Origin of the sequence: Methylocella sp. (assembly GCA_037200525.1) — a bacterium.
In the GTDB taxonomy this organism is placed as follows: domain Bacteria; phylum Pseudomonadota; class Alphaproteobacteria; order Rhizobiales; family Beijerinckiaceae; genus Methylocapsa.
This window is the reverse complement of record JBBCGG010000001.1, coordinates 3,688,715-3,705,862: the sequence shown is the minus strand read 5'-3', so window position 1 is coordinate 3,705,862 and position 17,148 is coordinate 3,688,715. Positions and strand designations below refer to the sequence as shown.

Here is a 17,148-nt window from a genome sequence, read left to right as displayed (position 1 = left end):
CAATTCCAATGACTCGACATTCGTTAAGCGCGCCGCTTGATCGCTGAGCGCGCTCATTTATCGCTGTTTGACCGGATCTGCATCGCGCTGGCAAAGGCGCTCATTGACCGGTAGCGTCCATGATTGATGATCGGACGACGAAAGATCGGTCGCGCGATAGAGTCTTCCGCCGCTGCACTGCGCGGTCTTGACCAGGCATAATTTTACAATCTCGCCTTCTTGCGCGTGCAGATCGCTGAATTTTAGGCCGCCGAGACTGACGAGAGACGATCCGGTTATTCCATCGCCATAAGTGATCGACACGCCTTCGCCGTCCGTGCCAAGCGCAATATGCGTGATGAGAGTTTTTTCGCAGTCGCCGACTCGTTTGATAGGGTTCCACGTTCCGCCGTCCGGCGCGGTCTGGCGAGAAGCCCCGCCCGGCGTCAAAGCGTCGGCGCGCGAATGGTCGATTGATAAGATCATGGCCGACGCCGCGCCGATCATTGCGACGGCCCCGAAGCCAAGATGCTTAAGCATGGACACCTCTTCCTACCCGGTAGTTGAGCTTAGGAACGCCCCACGCAAACGGGTTGGAGGGCTTTTTTCTGGGGAAAATCGACGCTTTAAAATCAGCGGCGGCGGCAATAGGCATCGCAAATCACCTCCTCGCCGAAGTGAAACACGCCGCCTCTTTCCGAAAGGTCCGCACCTTCTCGGGATGGCCCCTCAAGGCGGAGCATGGCTGGCGCGTCGATTGCGTCAGCCCTTGGCTTCAGCGGCTACCGCCACCGGCTTTTGCTTTTGAGCGTCGGCTTTCTGCGGGTTCATTTTGATATTTACGCAGAGGGGGGTCGGGATCTCAACTTCCACTTCGAGCGTTGAAATGGCGTCGCCGCTTTCCATCCTGACCTTGATGGCGTCTGGCTCGACCGGGAAATGTTTCGCGATCACCGCCACTATCTCTTCCCGGAGCAGGGCGATGACGTCGGAGTTGCCCAATACGGCGCGCTCATGCGCCAGTAAAAGTTTCAACCGCTCCCGCGCAACGGGCGCGGTGGTTGGCCGTTTGAAAAAGCTGATCAGGTTCATGCAGCCCTCCGCCCAAAAAACTTGCCAAAAAAGCTTTTCCTATCGTTTGGCACCGTCATTTCCAGGGTCTCGCCGTTCAGCCGCCGCGCCGCGTCGAAGTAGGCGCGCGCGGGCGCGCTCGGCGTAGCGCTGAGGGTAACCGGGGCGCCGATGTTGGACGCGCGCAGCACTTCATCGCTTTCCGGGATAATTCCGAGCAGGGGAATCGAGAGAATCTCCAGCACGTCTTCAACTTTCAGCATTTCGCCGCGTTCGGCGCGGGCAGCATCGTAACGGGTGAGCAGGAGATGCTTCTCCATGTGCTCGCCTCTTTCCGCTTTTTCCGTCTTCGAATCGAGCAGGCCGATAATGCGGTCTGAATCGCGCACTGAGGAGACTTCCGGATTGGTGACGACGATCGCGACGTCGGCGTGGCGCATTGCGAGCGTCGGCCCGCGCTCGATACCCGCGGGGCTGTCGCAGATGATCCAGTCGAATTTCTGTTTGAGCTCGGCGATGACTCTTGCGACGCCTTCATCGGTTAAGGCGTCCTTGTCGCGCGTCTGCGAGGCAGGGAGGAGGGAGAGGGTCGGGATGCGTTTGTCGCGGATCAGCGCTTGCGCCAATTTGGCGTCGCCTTGCACAACATTGATCAGGTCATAGACGACGCGGCGTTCGGCGCCCATGACGAGATCAAGATTGCGCAGTCCGACGTCGAAATCAACGAGGACGACGTTCTTGCCGCCCTTCGCCAGCGCGACGCCCAAAGCCGCTGTAGACGTCGTCTTGCCGACGCCGCCTTTGCCCGATGTTACGACCAGCACTTTGGCCATGTGTGAATCTCCCCTTAATCTTGAGCTGTGATCACCAATGAATCGCCATTGAGCCAGACCTGAACGGAGCGTCCGCGCAGCTGCGCCTCCATGTCGTCGGCGGTCATGTAAAGGCCATCGATCGCCAGCAGTTCGGCTTCGAGCTTGCGGCAGAAGATGCGCGCGCGGGGTTGGCCGGCCCCCGCGATGGCGCGTCCGCGAAGCGCGCCGTAAACATGAATGGAGCCGCCCGCGACGATCTCGGCGCCGGATGCGACGGACCCTACGACGATGACGTCCCCGTCAAGGTTCTCGATATATTGACCGGAGCGCAAAGGGCTATCGAGCAGGAGAGCGGCGGAGCGCTGCGCGGGCGCCGGCTCGGGAGCCTTGACCTCCTTCGCATCCATGACATTGGCGATCGCATCTGCGGTGACGCGCGCGGTCTCATTGACGTAGCGTCCGCCGCTCACGAAAGGCGGGGGCATCCCGAGCTCGCGCCAGGACGGATCGCCGCCCTCGATGCCCATCACCAAGATGTCTCGGCTGAACAGGTCTTTCGTCAATTGCAGGACTTCCGCCTGAGGGAGTTTTACGGCGGAAAGGTCGAGGACGATCGGCCGCCCAACGAAAAAGCCCGGCGAACGCTCCAGCCACGCATCCAGCTCGGAGAGCCAATCCGCCAGCGGCGCCTGCGGCGCGAGCGCCATCGCGTGGAACGAACGGCTATGAAAGCGGATTGAGTGACGTGGGCGAACTGCAGCTGTCACGGGGACCCCTCAAGAGTTTCTGCTCCGTTAATTTACGCAACGTATAGTTAACGGTGAGTTAAGGTCTATTCGCGGGTTCAGCTTCGCGGCGGAGTCTTAAAGATGTGACAGGGCGCGCTCGTTCGTGTAGGCACAGTCTATTTTTAATGTCCCTCGAATCAGCGAAGTCACCAAAGGCATATGAGATGAGTGCGTTTAAGGATGCGAGTTTCGGCGATCGCCTCGGCCACGCCGCGAGAGCAAAAAAAGCCGAATTGGAGAAATTCCGCGCCAAAACCGAGGTCGATGAGAAGGTCCTCGCGGAGCGGGAAGCGGCTCGCCGAGAAATTATCGCCGCCCGCGCTCTTCGCGCTGAGGAGCGGCAGGTTGCTCAGGAAGCCAAGGAAGCCCGCGAAGCCGCCGAGAAGGCCGAGCGAGACGCGATATTGAAAGCCGAGCAGGAGGCGCGGGACCTTGCGGCCGCAGCTGAGGCCGAACGCGCGGCGGCTGTTGAGATTGAACGGAAAAAGGCCCGCGATGCGCGCTATGCGGCGCGTAAGGCGCGGAAGTAGCGTTTCCAATCTCCTAGCCTGAGAATTTACGAAGAAAGATTAGCCGTGCGAGGCCGGGGTAAAGAGCCCGGCTCGCCTCCAGGGAAGGGACCGGCTCAGACCGGCGGCTTCCGCGCGACCAGTAGAAGACCGCTGCCTTCGTCGACGATTCGCTTCGGCGGTCCCAAAAACTTGTCCATCAGATAACCGAGCGCGAGGCCGCTCAACGCGGAGAAATGCCACGTCCAGGCATGTTTGAAGTAGACATCCTTGCACCGCACGACAGAGCAGCGCTCGATCCAATAGACAAGACTATCTAGTTTTGACCAGGCGACCTGCTGGATCGTCTCGACGATCAGGCCTTCCCGCTGCGCTAGCGCTTGGAGCGCCTGTTTGCTCCACCAGGTCAGATGGTGCGGCGGCGCGTTGAGCAGAAAATTGGGGATGCGGGCCATCGCGGACGGCACATGGGGAACGCCGATGATCACGCGCCCGCCGGGCTTTGCCGCAGCCGCCATCTCCGCGAAGAGCTGGGCGGGCTTTGCGACATGCTCGATGACCTGGAAGGCGCAGACCGCGTCATAGGCGCCTCGATTCTCAGTAAGATGTTCGGCCAGACTTTCGGAACGCGCCCAATCGACTTCCTCTCCGGCGAAATGGGGGTCAAGGCCCAGATAGTTCGCGTGACGGACAAACGGACGGAATCCGCCAAAGCCGCAGCCAACGTCGAGAACCCGCGCGCCATCTTCTATATGTCGGGCGGCTGCTAAAAATTCCGCACGCGGACGATCTTCCCGCGGGAATAGTTTAGGGCCTAATGTTTTGTAGAATGTTTTGTAGAAGTCGGCGTCGCCGACGAGAGCCGGAGAAAAGAATAAGAGGCCGGTCGGAGATCGCCAAAGAGACAGATGCGAGGCGCCGCCAAAACTCGGACGTGCGTTGACTTTGAATTCTATCTCCCACAACCGCGCAAGGAACTCGCAGCGCACCGTCTGGGCGAGGGCGACCGCCGGCTCGCCAGTGATCGGGCAAGGGGGAATTGCGACGGCGGAATCTGCGATGGGGGAATGGGAGACATTCGACACTGCGCCTGCTATCCGAGGAGCGTTCTGGAAATTTTCGCTTTGGCCCCGCGTACGCCTTTCTGCATCAACGCTATGGCTCCGGTCCAGCGCATTCGTTCGCCCGGCGAGGTTTCCCCGAAATGGACGCTCGCAGCCGAATGGTCTAAGCAGGCTACTCTCGCTGGAACGGACGCTGCGCTCTTCGATTAAGAAAGACGCGAGACCTCGCGGCAGTAAATTATTGCAACCTATTGAGCGTGCAGGATATTAACATGAAGCCTCGCAATCGACCCGGCTTGGACGAAGAGGGTCGGCAAAGGCTCGACAAACTCGTTTTGAACCGTCTTGGCGCCCATCCGGTCAAGGCCCCGTCCCCGCAAGCGCCAGTCAAGCGTTCGCGCGATGGTTTGATGGATTTCCAGAATCTGCCGGGCTACCAGGAGCTAAGGCTTCAAAGATCGATGGCCGCCGTCGTCGGTCTCGACAATCCGTTTTTCCGGTTGCACGAGACCGGAGCCGGCGCAACCACTTTGATCGGGGGCCGGCGACTCATCAATTTCTCCTCCTACGATTATCTGGGGCTGAACCAGCATCCCGAAGTTCGAACCGCCGCCCGTTCAGCTATTGACGAATTTGGCGTTTCGGCGTCCGCGAGCCGCGTCGTCGCGGGAGAACGGCCGGGGCACCGCACGCTCGAGCAGGCATTGGCCGAGCATTATGAGCAGGAAGATTGCGTCGCCTTCGTCAGCGGCCACGCCACGAATGTTTCAACCATCGGCGCCCTCCTTGGGCCCAAGGATCTCATTGTCCACGATAGCCTCGCCCATAATAGCATCGTCATGGGCGCGACCCTCTCGCGCGCCGAACGACGAAGTTTCGCGCACAATGATCTGGATGGGCTGGATGCGCTTCTCGCCTCAATGCGCGATCAGTTCGAGCGAGCTTTGATCGTCGTTGAAGGTCTCTACAGCATGGATGGGGATATCCCGGATCTCGCGCGTCTCGTCGAGATCAAGCAGCAACACAACGCGTGGCTGATGGTCGACGATGCGCATGGTTTGGGCGTGCTCGGCGCCAAAGGCCATGGGTTGTTTGAACATGCCGGAACGGATCCGCACGACGTCGACATCTGGATGGGGACGCTCTCCAAGACGCTGGCCGGGTGCGGCGGGTTCATCGCCGGCTCGACGGCGCTCGTCGAATATCTGAAATGCATGTCGGGCGGATTTGTCTATTCCGTTGGCCTGTCGCCGCCATTGGCCGCCGCCGCCGCAGCGGCACTCGCGATCATGCGCCGCGAGCCGGAGCGGGTTGAACGCCTGCGGCAGGTCGGCAGCTTGTTTCTCGACGCCGCCGAGGCGCAAGGATTGAACACAGGGACCAGCGCCGGCCTTGCGATCATTCCCGTTCTCGTCGGCAATTCAGTGTCTGCAGTCGCCCTCAGCCAGAAGCTGTTCGAGCGCGGCGTCAACGTCCAGCCGATCATCCATCCGGCAGTGCCAGAGCGCGCCGCGCGACTACGCTTCTTCGTGACCTCCGAACACAGTCCCGAGCAAATCCATGCGACAATAGCCGCGATTGCCGACTCTCTGAAAGAAATCAGCGAGATCGAATTTCTTCGCAACATGCCGGGGTTGGCCAAAGGCGATGGAGCCTGAGCTAGCTTGGCTCGGAATTGCGGCCGAGAACCTCGACATCCTGCGGACCGCGAATCAGATAATTGATTCCCGCCCAGCGAATGCGTCGCGAGCCAAGCGCCGCGAAAATGCAAATGAGGTGAAAACTCCACCACAGGGGCCGCATGAATCGCTCGACGCGCCAATACAGGGCGAGGTTTGCGCCGATCGTTTCGGGCCATAGCGAGCGCACAATCCGGCGGCGATTGAGGAAGCGGAGCTCGCCGAGGCCGATCGATAACGCCAACGCGACGATGGCCGCCACTTGCGCTTGCAGCGCGAGAATTATGGCGAGGCAGGCGGCGAGGAAAGGCAGCAATGTCACCGCCGCCGCAAAAAACCAAAGCGCCGGCGCATGCGTCAACATCAGGCGATATTGGCGCTGCCCAAAGGCGAGCGCCTCCCTCCAATCCATGGCGATGGGCGACAAAAGAAGGCTTTGGCGCGGCGAAAAAATGGCGCAGCCGGCCGCGTTGAGAGCCCGCGTCATCTGCAAATCGTCGCTGATTGCGCCGCGCCAATATTTGGCGATGTCGATTCGCTCCAGCGTTTCGCGCCGGACCGCGGTCGTGCCGCCCCAGCACAAATTGATGACCTCTGGGATGCGGGGCAATGTCACGATCGAGGCGTTCGCCGCCGCGACGACGGCCGAACTCAGTCGCTGGTCGGTCGGAATCATCCAGCGATATCCGGTCACCGCGTCGTGGCCGGCGTCGGTGAGGGCGGAGACCAGCCGGGCGAGCCATGCTGGCGATGGCAAAGTGTCCGCGTCGGTGAAGACGATGATTTCATCTTCGCTTTTAATCGCTGTGAGAGCGGCGAGAAGGTTCCAGACCTTCTGGCCGCCGTGATCGACAGGCCCGGCGACAATCGCGACGATATCGGCTCCCGGCTCGCCGGCCGCCTCGCGAAGAAGCGAAAACGCCGGATCAGCCTCTGATTCGACCGCAGCGATGATTCGGTAGCCTGGATAGGCTTGGCTGCGCAATCGAGCCAAAAAATCGCGCGTCAACGCCGATGAGTTTTTGATGGCGACGAGGATGGCGACGCTCGGCGTGCGGCCTGGAATTTCCGGGCGCGGAAGTCCCCATGTATAACGCCAAGCCGAGAGCGTGCTCACGACTTCGATCGCGATCCAAATCATAAAAATTATGGCGAGTGCAATGGACATGGCGCTTTTTTGACACAGTGTCGGATTATTTCTTTTTACGTGGATTTTGATGGTTGGTCGCGAGGGGTTTTGCTGCGACTAATATAATCTGGCGTTGTTCGGGGGCGGGGCTTTGACGCAATCCATCAGTTTCGGGCACGAGACCGTATCAAGAGTTAAGACGCAAGCGACAATTCGCGTCCAAACAAATATTCTAGCGCGCGGCGAGCGCGCTATTCTCAACTGGCTCTGCACGCGAATGCCGCGCGCGGTGACCCCTGATCGACTGACGGCGATCGGAGTGCTGGGCGCCGCGATCGTTCTGGCGGGTTACGTAGGAAGCCGGTTCGATCCGGTTTTTTTTTGGTTGGCGACGTTCGGCTTCCTGGTCCATTGGTTTGGCGACTCGCTTGATGGAAGTCTCGCTCGTTTCCGTCGCGCCGAGCGACCGCGCTACGGTTATTTCCTGGATCACTCGGTCGATGCGCTCTGCAATCTGCTGATCTTGGTAGGCTTGGGATTTTCCGCCTATATGCGTCTCGATGTGGCGCTGTTTGTTCTCATCGGCTATTTCATGCTTTGCATGTACGTGTTTTTGTACAATCACGTGTCCGGCAGTTTTCAGTTGTCGTTTCTGGCGCTTGGGCCAACCGAGCTGCGCGTTGGCCTCATTCTCATTAATTTCTGGATGTTCATGTCGGGCCCGTCAAAGATCTCGATCTTTGGTCAGAATTTTTCGGCCTATGATCTGGTTTTTTGTCTTGTTGGACTGATCTTTGTTTCCTTATTCGTCATCAATACAGTGAAAATCGCGCATAGATTACGTCGCGAGGAGCATCAGGCAGTCGAAGCGCCGGCTCGATTTGCGCCTATAAGCTTTCAAGAAACGCCTCGATCGCAGCAAAATAGCTCTCCCAAGTCGGCGCATGGCTTAATTTGATTTTCGCCATGACTTGAAGGCGCTCGGGCGAATTCGCCGGCGTGAAAGCCCGGATCGTTTCCAGCCATTTCTCCCCGTCGATCGGGCTCACGGCGACAATCCGGTCGCCGCCGCTCTCGCGGAAAACCGGAATATCCGAAGCTATCACCGGCACATGCGCAGCCAAGGCCTCGGCGACGGGCAGGCCATATCCTTCTGCAAAGGAGGGCATGAGCAGGGCGCGCGCTCCGTCGAGCAGCGCCTTCAGACTCGGCGTCGAAAGACCCGAGACCTCAATGACATGGTTTTTGATCGCCCCGCATCGTTCGAGCAGGTCGACGACATTCTCGTTTTCCCATCCCCGGCTGCCGATCAAGATCAGCTTTGGCGCTAAGGCACCGTCGCGGCGCACCAGTTCGCGCCAGACGTGAAGAAGCATGAGATGATTTTTGCGCGGCTCGATAGTGCCGCAGACTATGAAATAGGGGCGGTCGACCAAGCCCGCATCAACCGGGCTGCGCTGCGCGAAAATCGGCGCTACGGGAATCGGCGCAACCAGGATCGGCATGTCGGCGCGGCCAAGCGGCGTCAAATGTCGCCTCAAGGCATCTTCGACCACTTTCGTCGTCACGATCGCCGCCGCGCCGAACTCTGCGACATTGGCGAGGCGGCGCAAATGCCGCTCATACTCGGCCTTGCGAAAATACTCCGGGTTTTCGATCGGCAAAAGGTCGTGAATGAAGAACACGCCTTTGACGTCGGGCCGCTGCTTTAGCCAACGAAAATAACTCGGCATCCAGAGCGGAAACTGACTGACGTTGAGGTATCGCGCTCCCTTGGGCAATGCGGCGACCGGCGAGCGTCCTATCGGAAATCCATGCCGCCGAATCCATCGCGCGAGGCCGGCCGCCTGTCCCGAGCGTCCCCGCTCCAGGCGCTGCAGGCCCTCGAACTCCGTTGCTCCGCCGCTGATCCAGGCGACAATCCGACGGTAACTTTCATCGAAATCTGGTTTTTCATCTTCGCCCCAATGGATGGAAATTCCATCCACGACATCCCGCGCCGCCATCTCCGCGATCACGCGCTGCCCTTGCAGCGTGATCATGATCGCCGATTTTTCGCGCGGCGCGGAGTCGAGAAAATGGCGCGCAAAAGCGAAGTCGATTCGGTCGATGCCATTCGGCGTCCGGTTCAAGACCCGCGTCGCCAGTCTCGTAATGTCATAGGCGACGGGGAGAACCATGGGGGCCTGGAACGCGGACCGAGAAAACGGCTTTAGCCTTGATTTACCGCAGAATCTGCGTCAGATCGCGGCTCTTCTCTTCGACAACGGCGGTCAGGGTCGCCATGGTCGCGGCGACGCCTTTGCCGAGATGGCGCTCCGCGAGATTTTGCGCAACGGAGGCCTCCTCGTTTGTCGCGTTGGCGCTGAGGCCGAGAATATGGTCGGCCAGCTCCCCGACGTTGAAGCCGCTCGCCGAGGTCGAGAGCGGCGCCTCAAGCGTCAGGCGCTCCTCAAGGCTGATTCCCAATTCGACCGCCATTAGGGAATCGAGGCCGATTTCGGAAAGCGGCTTGCTGCGGCTCAGATTCTCGACCGGCAGACGCAAGATGCGCGCGATCTCCTCGGCGATCACGTTGACGATGACTTTACGCACGTCTTCCGGCGCGCGCGTCGCAATCAGCGCGCTGATCTCGATCTTTTCGCGCTTGTCGGCTTCCGCAGCGGCCCCCTCGCGAATGAGCTCGGCGTAGGTCGGCGACTGAAGCAGCGGCAGATGTTCCCGCGCTGTGGTCCAGTTCATCTCGGCGATGACCAGCACAGCTTCCTCGGGGCTTCCGCCGGGACGAGATAAAGCCTCGCCCATGAGGTTCAGCGCATGAAGAGCGCTCATATTCTTGACCCCGACCCGGCTGGCCAGAGCATCTTTGAGCGAACGGTTGCGCGCCAAGAGACCAACGTCATCAATCCCGCCCCAGGCCACCGCGAGCGCCGGCTTGCCCGCCGCTCTTCGTTGCCGCGCCAACCCTTCGAGAAAGCCGTTGGCGGCGACGTAGGCGCCCTGGCCTGGATTGCCAATCATCGTGGTCGCGGAGGAGAACAAGACAAAATAGTCGAGCTGCAAATCGCGGCTAAGGCGATCCAGATGCTCGGCGCCGGCGACTTTCGGCAGCAACACATTTTTCAACCGCTCGGCGTCGAGGTTGGCGATCACTGCATCATCCAACACCATCGCAGCATGGATCACGCCGCCGAGAGGAGCGTTTGTGCGGCCAATCGTTTGAAAAAGCGCCTTGACCGCGCCGCCATCGGCGACGTCGAGCGATGCGGCGTGAACATTGACGCCCGCGGCTTTAAAATCGTCGAGAGCTTGGACCGCCTCGGCGCTCGCCGCGCCGCTGCGTCCTACCAGCGCGAGGTGACGCGCGCCGCGCGCGACAAGCCAGCGCGCGGTCGCCAAGCCAAAACCGCTAAAGCCGCCGGTGATCAGATGCGTTTTATCCGGCGCAACCTTGAATTGGTTGTGCGGCGGAATCCGGATTTCACCTTCCTCAGGCGGCGTAATGACGATCTTGCCGATATGTCCCGACTGCTGCATCAGCCGCATCGCATCGATGAATTCGCGCGCCGGAAAACTGCGATAGGGCAACGGCGAAAATTCACCTTCCGCAAAAAGCTGCATCACTTGCCGGAAAAGCTCATGCGCTTTGTCCGATTGAGCAAGGATGAGATGATCAAGATCGACGCCGAAATAGGCGAGGTTTTTGCGGAAGGGCCGCAACCCAATGTGGGTATTGGATAAATAGTCGCGCTTGCCGAGTTCGACAAAGCGGCCAAACGGCTCGAGCAACCCGATGCTGCGCTCCATCGCCTCGCCGGAAAGGCTATTGAGCACGACCGCGACGCCTTTGCCCGTCACGCGGCGCACTTCGTCGACAAAATTGCCGGAACGTCCGTCAAACACATATTCGGCTCCGAGCGCCTCGACGAGATTACGCTTTTCGACGGACCCGGCGGTCGCGATCACCCGGGCGCCGCGCCAGCGCGCGATCTGCAAGGCCGCCAAACCAACGCCGCCGGCTCCGCCGTGGATGAGGACCCACTCGCCGGGCTCGAGGCGCGCGCACGTCATCAGAGCGTAATAGGCGGTGAGGAAGGCGACGGGGATGGTGGTCGCGGCTTGTAGCGACAGGCCCGCGGGGATCGGCGAGGCCAGACTGGCTTGGACGGTGACATGGCTGGCGAAGGCGCCGCCGGCGAAGGCTACGACGGCGTCGCCGGCCTTGAGACGTTCGACGCCTCGCCCGACCGCGACGACATGGCCGGCGCATTCAAGACCAAGGGTCGGACCCGCAAAACCTTCCTCAAGCATCTCGTCGGGCAGAACGGAAAGGCCCCACATCACGTCGCGGAAGTTGAGGCCGCTCGCCGCGACGGCGATCTCTACCTCGCCCGGTCCCGGAGGACGACGGTCGATGGGTATCCAGCGGATGCGATCGAGGCCGCTTCCATCGCCTTTTTCGAGGCGGCTCGCCGCGGCGGGCGACCAATGCATCGGCATATGAGCATTGTCATGCGCATGCAGACGCATCACTCGCGTCGTGCGGCTATCGACAATGATGTCGGTCTCCGTCGTGCCCGAAAGAATGACGTCGGCCAAGCGCTCCGCCTTGATCGGAGCGGGCAACCCCGGCGCAAGATCGATGCGGCGGACGTCGTGAGCCTGAAATTCATTGGCGAAGCTGCGCGTGAAAGAGCGGAAGCCTGTCTCGACCGGATCGACCTCTTTCGCGCCGCCTCGCAATAAGCCGGCGCTCACGATCCAGAATTGCGCCCTGTGCTTGCCTAGGCGTTCGGCGCAGTTTTTGAGCGCGAGACAAAGCGAGGCGAGATGATCGACCGAGGTTTCTCCAGGTCTTGCGGCGCCTGCAAGAAAAATTATCGCGTCTGTGGAAATCCTCTGGTCAAGCGCGCTCGCCTCGGTAACGGCGCAGTCGACGCCAAAGGCTTCGAGTCGGCCGGCAAGCGCGCCGGCGGTCTCCAACGTTTGCGAGTCTTTGCCGCTGACTATAAGCGCTTTGGAAGGTCCAGAGCGCCGTCGCGCCATCGCCGGTTTTTGACCGGCGAGCAGAAGCGCCGGTCCCGCACCGGTCATTATAGGCTCGGCGACGAGCGCGCGCAGGCCTGCCGATTGAAGCTGGGCGGACCGGTCGGATAGCGAAACGACGGAGCCGCGGCGCAGTTCAGAGCCTGTCGACCCGCTCTCGCGCAGACCAAAAACAAGATCGCGAAACAACGAGAACTCGGGCTCGATCGCAGCGATCAGACCGTCGGGCGCTATCGTCTCCGCGATCCGCGCCAGGGGAGCCGCGCCCGATGCGATGCGATGCAAGGCGTCGGCGGCGATAACCAGATCAAAACCGCCATTTGCGATCGCATCGAGATTGTCGGCGAAGGCGATCCGAGCCTCGCGCGCAAATGCCAAACGGGCGCGCTCGAGACGACGTTGATCGGGCTCGAAGATAGTCAGCCGCGCCCCGTGCCGCGCCGCCAATCCAACGGCGTGCGAGGACAAAGGCCCATGACCGATCTGAAGAATTCGCAGCGCGCGGTCCACCGGCCACTGGTCCGACAATCTGTAAAAAAGCTCGGCGAGAAGATCGGCGGCCGCAACGACGGTCAGCGATCCAACTTCGAAAGATTCGATCGCCGATTCGCTCATCGAGGCGATCTCGGTCTCGCCTCGCGCCAAGGCTTCCATGACGGCGCCGGTGCGCGCGGCGAGCAGAAGTTCGGCTGATCGCCTCGGGTAATCGGCGGCGAAGCTTTGCAGAATTTCATTGGGATCGGGAAGATCCGGGTCGCCCGAAAGAACAAAAGCTTCGCCGTCGGATCGAGCAAGGCCGCTCTGCTCCAGGGCTGCGAGCAAATTGGTCAGCCAGGCTCCATGCGCGGCGGGGAAACGTCCCGACGCGATCAACTGATCGAGGTCCACTCGATCGTCGACCGCAAGCGCAGAGGCGAGACGATAGGCGGCTGCGGTCGCCCATCCCTCGATCAAAATCAGGTCGGCGGGCAAGGACCGTTCGGCTCCGCTCGCCATCTCTTGGGTCGCGGCGCTCGCCAGGAGCTTCGGAGTCAATGGAAGATCGCGCGGGGTTGCGGTTGGCTCGTCGGCGAGCGTGAAAGATTGCGCGACCGAATGGCTCGAGAGATCGCCCATGGCGTGGGCGCGCATGGCCTGATATCGGGCCCCTTGCAGCCGCGCGATGAGGGCGCCCTTGGCGTCGACCAGCGTAAAATCGGCGATTATGGCTCGTTCGTCGCAGCGTTTAATGTCGATCCGAGCCTGCGCGATGGCGGCGCCAGGTTGCTCCAGCCTGATCTCGCCGAAATAGACTGGCAGATAGGCGGCCGTCCGGCTAGCCCTGGACTGGCCTGCGAAAAGCAGAATCAGGCCGTGAAAGCAAGAATCGAGGCGGGCGGGATCGAGACCGTAACGCGCATCGGCCTCTGCCGTCGCAAGATCGACGACAATCGTCGTCTCGCCGACGAGTTCGGCCGCTGCAACCTGCCGAAACGCCGGACCGAACTGAAGCCCTGATTGAAGGGCTCGCGCATAAAGATCAGCCCCGCTGACGGTCTTTCCATAGGATTGCGGGACGGCCGGCGCTGGCGCCAATTGCCCTTGCTTTTGAATGAGTTTCGCTTTGGCGTGCAGCACATAGGGCGTGTTGCTGAGACGCGGGCGGCTCATGATTTCAATTGTGCCCGTCATCGGGGTCGCCCGGCACAAAATCTCGCGCGATGCATTGGCCGGGAAAATCATCGGCTGGAGAATTTCGAGATCGCTGATCGCGGCTTGTTGCGCGCCGAGCCAATCGCGCGCGACCGCTAACGCCATTTCCGCGAAAGCCGCACCCGGCAGAAGAACTTGACCATCGATGCGATGATCGCCGAGGGCGGGCGTCAAAAATGGATCGACCTGCGCTTGCCACTCCAGCGCATCGGCGGCGACGCGCGCGCCAATCAGCGGGTGCCACGCGCGGGGGGTGAGCAAGCCGGTCGTCTCGCTCGATTCGCCTACGCGGTAATTCTTGCGCTGCCAGGGGTAGGCCGGCAGGTTCTCGACCGGGCCTGGATCGTCGCCGAAAGCTATTCCCGCATCGACTTCCGCGCCGGACGCCAGCGCCTCGCCGACGGCGCGCAGGAAGGGATCCCCGCTGACTGGTTTTTGGTGATGGACGGAAAAGGCGGCGATGGCGGCGCCTATGCTATCGGCCGTTTCCTTGATGTCAGCGACAAGCGTTCCGCCGGGTCCGATTTTGACGAAAACGCACGCGCCGCGGAGGGCGGCCATCTTGACGCCTTCCATGAAATGCACCGGCTCGCGAACATTGCGCCACCAATAATGCGCGTCGAGTTCGGCGCCTGAGAGCACCTCGGCGTCTACCGTGGATATGAACGAGATCTCGGCCCGCTTTGGACGAAGCCCGGCGAGATCGGCGCATAGCGGTCCCTCTACCGGGGCCATGAGATGGTTATGGAAAGGATAGGCGAGATCGAGGCGTCGAATGCGCGCCTTGTGAGTGCGGGCGGCTTTGGATAGTTGATCGAGGGCGGAATCGGGCCCGGAGACCGTAAAATTTCGCGGCGAATTATGCGCTGCGATGGCGAGGCCCGGTATGTCCGCGACCAGCGCTTCGGTTATTTCTCTCGCCCCAAAGACGACGGCGAGGCCGCCTGCGTCGCGCACAAGTTCCTGGTGATGGCTGCGGAAATAAATGACCCGAACGGCGCTCTCAAGGTCGAGGACGCCCGCAGTCTCCGCCGCCGCAACCTCGCCCATGCTGTGTCCAAGCACCATCGATGGAGCAAGTCCAAGCTTGATCAGGCAACGGGCGGTCGCCGCCTGGATAGCGAAGACCAGGGGCTGAGCGATGCTCGTTTTGTGGAGAAGCGCTGCAATGTCGTGATCAAACATGATCTTGGCGAGCGACCAGCCAGCGAGCTTGCTAAAAATCGCGTCGATCGCATCGAAACGATTGCGGAAAACCGCATTCGCCTCATAAGCGCGTTGGCCCATACCCGGCCATTGGCTGCCATTGCCGGAAAAGACGAAGGCCACCGGTCCCGTTCTTTCGATCGCCGTTCCGACGAGAGCGTCCGATGGGTCGACGATTTTGTCTGCAGCCTTGTCCAGCGCCTCGATCGCAGCTTTCTGCGTTGTGAGCGGGATAACCAGCCGTTCGGAATGGCGCTCGCGCCGGCGTCCGGTCGCGGCCGCGACGCGCTGGAACGGTTCTGGGTCAAGGCCAGCCAACCGGCTGGAATAGCGCCGCGCGAGATCGGCAAGGGCATCCTGACTCTGCGCGGAGAGCATCAGAAACTGCGGCGCACGCGAAGCGCCTCTCGAAGGTTCCCGTCTCTTCGTTGATGGCGGGTCGGCGAGAATCACATGCGCATTGGTGCCGCCGAATCCAAATGAGCTGACGCCCACATAGCGAATTCTTCCGTCTCGGGGCAAAGCGGCGGGGTCGGCGCAGACCGAAAGATTGAGATCGTCGAAGGCGATATCAGGATTGAGCTCGTCGCAGTGGAGCGTGCGGGGAAATTCGTCATGCTCGAGCGCGAGCATGGCTTTCATCGCGCCGGCGAGACCGGACGCGGGCTCAGTATGGCCGATGTTCGTCTTGATCGAGCCAATCGGCAGAGGCAGACTGCGACGCTGGCCGAGAACTTCGCCGATGGCGCCGGCCTCCGCCGGGTCGCCGACGCGCGTTCCTGTGCCATGCGCCTCGACGAAGGCGACGTCGTTCGGGTCAACGCCGCTGTTCCCATAGACGCGTTCCAGCAAAGCGATCTGATGCGCTTTCGAGGGCAGGGAGATGCCGCTTGTCCGCCCGTCGGAATTCACGCCCGAAGCCACGATCGAGGCGTGGATGCGATCGGCGTTCGCCTGTGCGCGATTGAGCGCGCGGAGGACAAGGACGACGCCGCCTTCGGCGCGCACATAGCCGTCGGCTTTGGCGGAAAAAGCTTGGCACAGTCCCGTCGGCGACAGCATTGTGGCTTGCGAGAAACTGATGAACCCAAAAGGGCTGACCAAGGTATTGGCGCCGCCGACGATGGCGGTGTCGATGCGTCCGCTTTGGATCGCGGCGACGGCGGCGTCCAACGCCACCAGCGATGACGAGCAGGCCGTATCGATGGTGAAGCTCGGGCCGTGGAGGTCGAACACATAGGAAATGCGATTGGATAGAACGGCCAGCGTATTGCCGGTAGCGAAATAGGCGTCGGCGGCCGCTGGATCATGAAGGCGGAGATTGCCGTAATCGAGCGATGATCCGCCGATGAAAACGCCCGTCTGGCTGCCGGCGAACGATGAAGGCGCCAGTCCGGCATCTTCCATCGCCTCGAAAGTAAGCTCCAGCAACAGCCGCTGCTGCGGGTCCATCTGCTCGGCTTCGCGCGGCGAAATGCCGAAAACGGCTGGGTCAAAGCCAAAGGCGTCGTCAAGAACGCCGGCGGCCCAGGAATAGCTGCGCCCGCGCTCTTTGGGCCGCGGATGACCAAGACGCTCCAATGACCATCGATCAGACGGGATGCGAGAGACCGTGCATTTGCCCGCAGCCAGCAGATCCCAAAGTTCCTTGGCCGAATCAGCTCCAGGCAGTCTGCAGGCTCGGCCGATAATCGCGATTTCCGACGTCGCCGGGCTTAATCGAACGCCCTCAGATTTTGTCATAAATGCTGCCAGACCTCAAAAAGACGCTTCCGGATCGAGGACGACTCTTAAGAAAAACACAAGGTTAGGTTGGTAACATACAAATCTGTAATAAACCCTTTTGCCCTAGCGGTTCAGCCAGCGTCAAGGGCAAAGAAGCGACAAATTCTTGCCTTATCGCGATGCTTAATTGGGCGGATGACGAAATATTTATTCACTCGGTTATACAATAATTGTGGCAAGGAAAAGCCGAGCGATTGTCGAGCGGATGACGATAGTCCGTGATAAATGCTCTGGTTGGCTGAAGCGTTGATCCCATGGCGTCGAAAATCCGTCGTCGCCGCCGTAATAAGCTGCCGGCTTGCCAGAAGCGCCTTAATCCGATCTTTTGAGGCTTGAACGGGAAAGCGACATTGGGTTCAGTCCGCAAAATTTCGGAACATCGCCT

The 17,148-nt window shown here is 60.8% G+C and carries 11 protein-coding genes; 3 read left to right on the top strand and 8 right to left on the bottom strand.

Going from position 1 to position 17,148, the window contains the following annotated elements; genetic code table 11:
- Positions 1-57: 57 nt before the first annotated feature.
- The 4 genes from WDN46_18230 to minC form a co-directional block, all read right to left on the bottom strand.
- Positions 58-519, bottom strand: coding sequence for a hypothetical protein (locus WDN46_18230; protein ID MEJ0095265.1), 462 nt, complete (start codon positions 517-519; stop codon positions 58-60).
- 222 nt (positions 520-741) lie between these two features.
- Entirely contained in the window at positions 742-1,071 is a 330-nt protein-coding gene (gene minE, locus WDN46_18225; GenBank protein ID MEJ0095264.1) for a cell division topological specificity factor MinE, read from the bottom strand.
- A complete protein-coding gene (gene minD, locus WDN46_18220) occupies positions 1,068-1,883 on the bottom strand; it encodes a septum site-determining protein MinD (GenBank protein ID MEJ0095263.1) in 816 nt (271 codons plus the stop codon). Before minD ends, minE begins: the two co-directional genes overlap by 4 nt.
- 14 nt (positions 1,884-1,897) lie before the next feature.
- Positions 1,898-2,632: a septum site-determining protein MinC gene (gene minC, locus WDN46_18215; GenBank protein ID MEJ0095262.1), complete on the bottom strand. Its 735-nt coding sequence runs from the start codon at positions 2,630-2,632 to the stop codon at positions 1,898-1,900.
- A gap of 185 nt (positions 2,633-2,817) precedes the next feature.
- Here minC and WDN46_18210 point away from each other — a divergent pair, with 185 nt between their 5' ends.
- Positions 2,818-3,183, top strand: coding sequence for a DUF6481 family protein (locus WDN46_18210; GenBank protein ID MEJ0095261.1), 366 nt, complete (start codon positions 2,818-2,820; stop codon positions 3,181-3,183).
- A 95-nt stretch (positions 3,184-3,278) separates the two neighbouring features.
- On the opposite strand, the gene WDN46_18205 is transcribed toward WDN46_18210, so the two are convergent.
- The gene (locus WDN46_18205) at positions 3,279-4,247 is read right to left on the bottom strand and encodes a class I SAM-dependent methyltransferase (protein MEJ0095260.1); all 969 of its coding nucleotides are present in this window, start codon (positions 4,245-4,247) and stop codon (positions 3,279-3,281) included.
- A 251-nt stretch (positions 4,248-4,498) separates the two neighbouring features.
- Between WDN46_18205 and WDN46_18200 the strand changes: the two genes are divergently transcribed.
- Positions 4,499-5,884, top strand: coding sequence for an aminotransferase class I/II-fold pyridoxal phosphate-dependent enzyme (locus WDN46_18200; protein ID MEJ0095259.1), 1,386 nt, complete (start codon positions 4,499-4,501; stop codon positions 5,882-5,884).
- Between the two features lies 1 nt (position 5,885).
- Here WDN46_18200 and WDN46_18195 read toward each other — a convergent pair whose 3' ends face one another.
- Positions 5,886-7,022: a glycosyltransferase family 2 protein gene (locus tag WDN46_18195; protein MEJ0095258.1), complete on the bottom strand. Its 1,137-nt coding sequence runs from the start codon at positions 7,020-7,022 to the stop codon at positions 5,886-5,888.
- A gap of 289 nt (positions 7,023-7,311) precedes the next feature.
- Between WDN46_18195 and WDN46_18190 the strand changes: the two genes are divergently transcribed.
- Positions 7,312-7,992, top strand: coding sequence for a CDP-alcohol phosphatidyltransferase family protein (locus tag WDN46_18190; GenBank protein ID MEJ0095257.1), 681 nt, complete (start codon positions 7,312-7,314; stop codon positions 7,990-7,992).
- Here WDN46_18190 and WDN46_18185 read toward each other — a convergent pair.
- Both WDN46_18185 and WDN46_18180 read right to left on the bottom strand, forming a co-directional pair.
- Positions 7,922-9,214 carry a glycosyltransferase family 1 protein gene (locus WDN46_18185; GenBank protein ID MEJ0095256.1) on the bottom strand — a complete coding sequence of 431 codons (1,293 nt, stop codon included), beginning with the start codon at positions 9,212-9,214 and terminating at the stop codon, positions 7,922-7,924. The genes WDN46_18190 and WDN46_18185 overlap by 71 nt on opposite strands.
- A gap of 43 nt (positions 9,215-9,257) precedes the next feature.
- A complete protein-coding gene (locus tag WDN46_18180; GenBank protein ID MEJ0095255.1) occupies positions 9,258-16,721 on the bottom strand; it encodes an SDR family NAD(P)-dependent oxidoreductase in 7,464 nt (2,487 codons plus the stop codon).
- Positions 16,722-17,148 lie beyond the last annotated feature (427 nt).